Below are 6,346 nucleotides of genomic sequence, written 5' to 3' on the forward strand. Positions count from 1 at the left end.
CCCCCCACCGGCCCCCGTCAGACGGCTCGACTGACCGACTTGCTGTCCCGCCCGGAGGATCCATGACCCCGCCCACCGCCTCTCATGATCCGTACGCAGCGTCGTACGGGGACGAGGGCGACCAGCCGCTGGTACGGCCGTACGCGATGACCGGCGGCCGGACGCGGCCGCGCTACCAGCTCGCCATAGAGGCCCTGATCAGCACCACGGCCGACCCGGCGGCGCTCATGGGGCTGCTGCCCGAGCACCAGCGGATCTGCCACCTCTGCCGTGAGGTGAAGTCGGTGGCCGAGGTGTCGGCCCTGCTGTCCATGCCGCTCGGTGTGGCACGGATCCTCGTCGCGGACCTCGCCGAGGCCGGACTCGTCGCGATCCACCAGCCGGGTGGCGACGAGAACGCCGGCGGCGCACCGGACGTGACACTGCTCGAAAGGGTGCTCAGTGGACTTCGCAAGCTCTGACGCGGGCCGGGCGACCACCTCGGCGAAGATCGTGGTGGCCGGTGGCTTCGGCGTGGGCAAGACCACGTTCGTCGGCGCCGTGTCGGAGATCAACCCGCTGCGTACCGAGGCCGTGATGACGTCCGCGAGCGCGGGTATCGACGACCTGACCCACACCGGGGACAAGACCACCACCACGGTGGCCATGGACTTCGGCCGCATCACGCTCGACCAGGACCTGATCCTGTACCTGTTCGGCACCCCGGGCCAGGACCGCTTCTGGTTCATGTGGGACGACCTGGTCCGCGGCGCGATCGGCGCCGTCGTCCTCGTCGACACCCGCCGTCTCGCCGACTGCTTCCCCGCGGTCGACTACTTCGAGAACAGCGGACTGCCCTTCGTCATCGCGCTCAACGGATTCGACGGGCACCAGCCGTACTCACCCGAGGAGGTACGCGAGGCGCTGCAGATCGGGCCGGACGCGCCGATCATCACGACGGACGCCCGCCACCGCGCGGATGCCAAGAGCGCTCTGATCACGCTCGTGGAGCACGCGCTCATGGCCCGGCTGCGGTAGCCGCGCACCGACTGGTATCAGGACAGCACCCAAGTCGGCAGCGCCATACGGCAGTTGTCGTAGATACACCGGCGTCGGCTGTGTCGTTTGACACGGTCGGCTCCGGTGTTCATAACGTTTCGACAGAGAAATAGGGTGGTACGGCCACGCGTCGCGGTCGATCGGTGTCGCTGCGTCCACCATGGCCCCGCTTTTTGCCGGGGCTCGCTCTTTATGACCGTTTTATCTGGGACTTACATCACGTGGAATCGTTGCCTCCCAGTGTTTGGAACTGCGCAGGCTGACGTGCTGGAATGCCTGAACTGCCCAATAGTCAAAGACGTACTAGGGCGTTGGAGTCACCCGCGGCACGACCTAGGTGCCGGCGCCGAGAGGTTGTTGGTCGAGTGAGGCGAAGCAAGCGCAGTCCCGAGCCGTCGGCGCGGGGCAACTTCACCCCGCCGCCGCGCGGGGCGGCCCCCGCACAGAGGTCCGGACCGGAACCATCGGTCACGCCCGCGCCCAGCGGCAGTCGGCTCTCCCCGCGCAACTGGCGAGTGCCCACCCGACTGAACGCGATCCTGCTCATACCCGTGGTGGTCGGCCTGGTCATGGGCGGCTTCCAGGTGAAGGGCTCGATCGACACCTGGCAGGAGGCCAAGGACGCCGAGAAGGTCGCGAAGATCGTGGCCTCCGCCGGTGCGTACGCCGAGGCCCTCCTCAACGAACGTGACGTCTCCGCCCAGCCCCTCCTCGACGGCGACCGGGACAACGAAACCGTCCAGCAGGCCCGCGACCTCACCGACGAGAAGGCCGACGCCTTCCACAAGGAAGTCGTCGGAATGCCGGCCAAGCAGGGCCTGGAGCGCCGCCTGAGGCTGGTCGAGCAGGCCGAACCGAAGCTGGAGCAGATCCGGCAGGCGGCCTACACGCGGTCGATGGACCCGACGAAGACCGAAGAGGGCTACGTCACCGTCGAGCACCTGCTGATGGAGTTCTCGAACGAGCTCGGCCTCGGCACCGGCAACATCACGGCCTACGGCCGCACCGTGTACGCGGTCGCCCTCTCCAAGGGCGCCGCCTCCCTGCAGCGCTCCATCGGCATGCACCTGCTGGTCAAGCCCAGCACCGACGAGACGATCTTCAAGCAGCAGGTCACCGCCTTCACCTCGTACGCGTACCTGGAGAACATCGCGGTCCAGGAGTACGTCTCCGGCGGCACCGCGCAGGACTCCGCGCGCCTCAAGCAGGTCATGGCGCAGAAGACCGAAGAGGGCAAGAAGCAGCTGGCCGAGGCCGCACAGCAGGCCCAGGCCGAGGGCAAGACCGTCGTCACGCCGCCCTCGATGACCAAGATGATCCAGGCGATCGGCAGCGGGCAGTCGCCCACCCAGCTCGCGGCGAAGGGGATCACCCCCTCCACCTGGATGGCGGCCTCCACCCTCAAGTTCGAGGGCTACAGCGAGGTCGAGAACGAGCTGATCAACCGCGCCGTGGACGACGCGGGCCAGATCGCCTCGGACGCCCAGCGCGACGCCTACATCAACGGCGCCATCGTCATCCTCGCCCTGCTCGCCGCGTTCATCATCGCCTCGCTCATGGCCCGCCAGATGAGCCGCTCGATGCGCCAGCTGCGCAACGCCGCCTTCGGGGTCGCCGAGCAGCGCCTGCCGATGCTGGTCGACCAGCTCTCGCGCACCGACCCGGGCCGTGTTGACACGCGTGTGCAGCCCATCCCGATCAACACCAGGGACGAGATCGGCGAGGTCGCCCGCGCCTTCGACCAGGTGCACCGCGAGGCCGTCCGGCTCGCCGCCGAGCAGGCCCTCCTGCGGGGCAACATCAACGCGATCTTCACCAATCTCTCACGCCGCAACCAGTCGCTGATCGAGGGCCAGCTGACCCTGATCACCGACCTGGAGAACAACGAGGCCGACCCGGACCAGCTGGAGAACCTCTTCAAGCTGGACCACCTGGCGACCCGTATGCGCCGCAACGGCGAGAACCTCCTCGTCCTCGCCGGCGAGGAGCCCGGCCGTCGCTGGGACCAGCCGGTCCCGCTGGTCGACGTGCTGCGCGCCGCCTCCTCCGAGGTGGAGCAGTACGAGCGCATCGAGCTCTCCGGCGTCCCGGAGGCCGAGATCCACGGCCGCGCCGTGACCGACCTCGTGCACCTGCTCGCCGAGCTTCTGGAGAACGCCACGACGTTCTCCTCGCCGCAGACCAAGGTTCGCGTCACCGCCACCCGTCTCCCCGACGGTCGAATCATGATCGAGATCCACGACAAGGGCATCGGCCTCACCGCCGAGGACTTCGCGGACATCAACCACAAGCTGGCCAACCCGCCGACCGTGGACGCCGCGATCTCGCAGCGCATGGGCCTGTTCGTGGTCGGCCGGCTGTCCGACCGGCACGGCATCCGCGTCCAGCTGCGCCCCTCGGGCGAGCAGGCCGGTACGACCTCGCTGGTCATGCTCCCGGACGTCATCACCCACGGTGGCGGTGGCGAGCAGCACCAGCCGCAGGGCGACGAGTTCACCGTCTCGCAGATCATCCCGGAGCAGCAGGCCTTCCAGGCGCCCGGACAGCAGCAGCCGATGCGCACGGCCGCCGAACTCGGCTTCGACGACACCCGCTACGCCGAGGTCCCGGACGACATACGCGAGTTGGACCCCGTCGGCCGCTCCCTGATGCGTGAGGAGCGCCGCGCGGCCCTGGAGGCCCAGGCCCACGGCCAGGACCGTCCGGAGGCCATCGAACCGCCCCGGTACGGCGACGACTTCCAGGCCCCGCCGCAGCCGTCGTACGACAACGGCCGCACCGCCTTCCCGGACCAGCAGACCGGGTTCGACCAGCAGACCGCGTACGAGGAGCCGCAGCAGGCGTCGTACGAGGAGACGTACTTCCCGCCGTCCGCGGACTTCACGTCGGGCGGCGGCTACCCGGAGCCGAGCTATCCGGAGCCGGTCCGGGAGGAGCGGCCCACGGCGCACGCCTCTGCTCCGGAGTCGTTCTCGTCCTTCGAGGAGCCGTCCTATCAGGACGACTGGCCGCAGCAGGACACCTTCCAGAGCCCGTACCGGTCCGAGTACGCTCCGGAACCGGAATCCGTGCAGGCCGATGACGCGAAGGAGCCGGACCACGTAGGCTTCGACCGTCCGGGACCGGCCCCCTCCGCCGCCCACGAGCTGACCGACGCCGGGCTGCCGCGCCGCGGGTCCCCCGCGAACGGCACCGGCGCCCCCCAGCGCGTGGCACAGGAGCCGCCGGCGGCCACGGAGCCTGGCGACGACTGGCGCACCGCGAACGACACGCGGTGGCAGCAGGCCTCCCAGCTCCGCAAGCCCAGGGCGGGCGGGGTCACCTCCTCCGGCCTGCCGCGACGGGTTCCCAAGGCCAACCTGGTCGAGGGGGCCGCCGCAACGACCCCGCAGGGAGGCCCACAGGTCTCCCGCGCCCCCGAGGACGTACGGGGCAGGCTGAGCAACCTGCGCCGCGGCGTCCAGCGGGGACGCAACGCAGGCAGTGAAACGAACGGCCAGGGCTTCGGTCCTGACAGCACCTACAACCAGGAGCGTTAGTGTGAGCCCGATGAGCCAGGCGGCACAGAACCTGAACTGGTTGATCACCAACTTCGTGGACAACACCCCGGGGGTGTCCCACACGGTGGTGGTCTCCGCCGACGGACTCCTTCTGGCGATGTCCGAAGGTTTTCCGCGCGACCGGGCCGACCAGCTCGCGGCCGTCGCGTCCGGACTGACCTCGCTGACGGCGGGCGCCTCCCGCATCTTCGAGGGCGGAAGCGTCAATCAGACGGTTGTGGAGATGGAGCGAGGGTTCCTCTTCATCATGTCCATCTCGGACGGTTCCTCCCTCGCAGTCCTCGCACATCCGGAAGCGGACATCGGTCTCGTTGGGTACGAGATGGCGCTTCTGGTCGACCGTGCCGGTACGGTCCTCACACCCGATCTGCGTGCGGAGCTCCAAGGGAGCCTGCTCAACTAACTGACAGTCGGTGCGTTTTGGCGTCCCGTGGCCGTAAAGTTTCGGGACGCGGCTTCCACAAGGTTGGGTGCCCGGCACAGTCGGAGGAGGAGAAAAGTGGCAACACCCCCAGGCGGTTCGTCTTCGGGCAACTGGTCCTACGGCCCTGGCCAGGGTCAGGGCCAGGGTGAGCAGAACCGGTACAACTTCCCCTCCGCACCGAGCCAGCAGCGTCGCCAGCCGTACGGGCACCCGGGTCCCCAGGGCCCCGGTCCGTCGCCGTACGACCAGCCGCCGGCGCCGCGTATCCAGCCCGTACAGCCGCAGCGACGCTCCCCCGAGCCGTCGCCCGCGGGGGGCGCCAGCAACCCCCTGGTGCGCCCGTACGCCATGACGGGCGGCCGCACCAGGCCCCGCTACCAGCTCGCCATCGAGGCGCTGGTGCACACCACCGCGCAGCCGCACCAGATGCAGGGCCAGTTGCCCGAGCATCAGCGAATCTGCAACCTCTGCCGAGAGATCAAGTCGGTGGCGGAAATCTCCGCGCTGCTGACCATCCCCCTCGGCGTGGCCAGGATCCTCGTCGCCGACTTGGCGGAGGCGGGCCTGGTCGCCATCCATCAGCCCGGCGGCGACGAGAACGCCGGCGGCCAGCCAGACGTGACACTGCTCGAAAGGGTGCTCAGTGGACTTCGCAAGCTCTAGCGGAGGGCCTTCCCGCTCCACCACCTCCGCGAAGATCGTGGTGGCGGGCGGCTTCGGCGTGGGCAAGACCACGTTCGTCGGGGCCGTCTCGGAGATCAACCCGCTGCGCACCGAGGCCGTCATGACGTCTGCTTCAGCGGGCATCGACGACCTCACCCACACCGGGGACAAGACGACCACGACGGTCGCCATGGACTTCGGCCGCATCACCCTGGACCAGGACCTGATCCTGTACCTCTTCGGTACGCCCGGCCAGGACCGCTTCTGGTTCATGTGGGACGACCTGGTCCGCGGTGCCATCGGTGCCATCGTCCTCGTCGACACGCGGCGTCTGGCCGACTGCTTCCCGGCGGTGGACTACTTCGAGAACAGTGGCCTGCCGTTCGTGATCGCGCTCAACGGCTTCGACGGGCAGCAGCCGTACAACCCGGACGAGGTCCGGGAAGCCCTGCAGATCGGTCCGGACACGCCGATCATCACGACGGACGCGCGGCATCGGGCCGATGCGAAGTCGGCGCTGATCACGTTGGTCGAGCATGCGCTGATGGCTCGGTTGCGGTAGGTGCGGCTACTGGGCTGCCCCTGGCGGTTCGTTGCCGACTGCGGGTGGTTCGTGGCTTGTCGCGCAGTTCCCCGCGCCCCTAAAAGGGGCGCGGGGAAC

Annotated in this window: 6 protein-coding genes; all 6 read left to right on the forward strand. The window is 68.9% G+C overall.

All coding sequences use genetic code 11. The annotated features are described in order from the left end of the window. The first annotated feature begins 62 nt into the window (after positions 1 to 62). The 6 genes from FNH08_RS41820 to FNH08_RS41845 all read left to right on the forward strand — a co-directional run bounded on the left by FNH08_RS41820 (position 63) and on the right by FNH08_RS41845 (position 6,247). Complete coding sequence (locus FNH08_RS41820; RefSeq protein WP_152776741.1) at positions 63 to 461, forward strand: DUF742 domain-containing protein; 399 nt, start codon at positions 63 to 65, stop codon at positions 459 to 461. Then, the gene (locus FNH08_RS41825; RefSeq protein WP_322726322.1) at positions 442 to 1,017 is read left to right on the forward strand and encodes a GTP-binding protein; all 576 of its coding nucleotides are present in this window, start codon (positions 442 to 444) and stop codon (positions 1,015 to 1,017) included. Before FNH08_RS41820 ends, FNH08_RS41825 begins: the two co-directional genes overlap by 20 nt. A 386-nt stretch (positions 1,018 to 1,403) precedes the next feature. Further along, a complete protein-coding gene (locus FNH08_RS41830; protein ID WP_322726323.1) occupies positions 1,404 to 4,577 on the forward strand; it encodes a sensor histidine kinase in 3,174 nt (1,057 codons plus the stop codon). A 10-nt stretch (positions 4,578 to 4,587) separates the two neighbouring features. Beyond that, complete coding sequence (locus FNH08_RS41835) at positions 4,588 to 5,001, forward strand: roadblock/LC7 domain-containing protein (protein ID WP_033321188.1); 414 nt, start codon at positions 4,588 to 4,590, stop codon at positions 4,999 to 5,001. 96 nt (positions 5,002 to 5,097) lie between these two features. After that, positions 5,098 to 5,685 carry a DUF742 domain-containing protein gene (locus FNH08_RS41840; protein ID WP_322726324.1) on the forward strand — a complete coding sequence of 196 codons (588 nt, stop codon included), beginning with the start codon at positions 5,098 to 5,100 and terminating at the stop codon, positions 5,683 to 5,685. Next, positions 5,666 to 6,247 (forward strand): GTP-binding protein, encoded by a 582-nt coding sequence (locus FNH08_RS41845; protein WP_009314218.1) that lies wholly within the window; start codon positions 5,666 to 5,668, stop codon positions 6,245 to 6,247. Before FNH08_RS41840 ends, FNH08_RS41845 begins: the two co-directional genes overlap by 20 nt. Positions 6,248 to 6,346: the final 99 nt, after the last annotated feature.

Source organism: Streptomyces spongiae (genome assembly GCF_009377185.1).
In the GTDB taxonomy this organism is placed as follows: domain Bacteria; phylum Actinomycetota; class Actinomycetes; order Streptomycetales; family Streptomycetaceae; genus Streptomyces; species Streptomyces spongiae.